The organism is Sphingomonas sp. AC449 (assembly GCF_979253475.1).
Genome location: NZ_CEEDCZ010000033.1, coordinates 1 through 613, shown reverse-complemented (window position 1 = coordinate 613; position 613 = coordinate 1). Strand labels below are relative to the sequence as shown.

Genomic DNA, 613 nt, shown 5'->3' with positions numbered 1-613 from the left:
TACACACCCAACGCACGCTAGCCGTGCCGTCGCGGGGTGGAGCAGCCCGGTAGCTCGTCAGGCTCATAACCTGAAGGCCACAGGTTCAAATCCTGTCCCCGCAACCATCTTGATTTGCAATGCCTCCCCGGAAACCCCCGCGGAGGCTTTTTGCGTTTCTGGACACACGCATAGCTCGAGCATTGACGCAAACTCGCCGCGTAGATTGATCGCAAGGATGCCGTTTTCCGGTTTCAACACGACTCTGTCGATCAGCGAACGGATGCGCTCGAACGCCTGTGAGCGGAGCGCATCATCCTCAAATGCATCGGTCAGCCGTCCGACCCTCTGGCGATACGTGTTGCCAAAATCCGCATGTAGTAAGTTGGTAGGCGTCGATACCTTAAATGCGCGTTCAGCTTCGACAAGCAACGTGCCTCGTCGCTCGGCCCACGCCCTCATTTCCGCAATGAACATCGAGGCGTCCACACCCTTGAGGATGGCTGCCTTGGCGAGGGCGATCTCTGCCGCTAACCCGTCGCGGAGATTGGTGAAACTGGTGATGGGGTGGACGCCCCCCGACTGCATCGATGTGCGATAGTGGAGGTGTTGAACACCACTGAGGGAGGCGTCC

1 tRNA gene is annotated in these 613 nt (G+C 58.7%); it reads left to right on the top strand.

Annotated elements, in window-relative coordinates:
• The first annotated feature begins 30 nt into the window (after positions 1-30).
• A tRNA-Met gene (locus AC0CH3_RS17725) sits at positions 31-107 on the top strand.
• Positions 108-613: the final 506 nt, after the last annotated feature.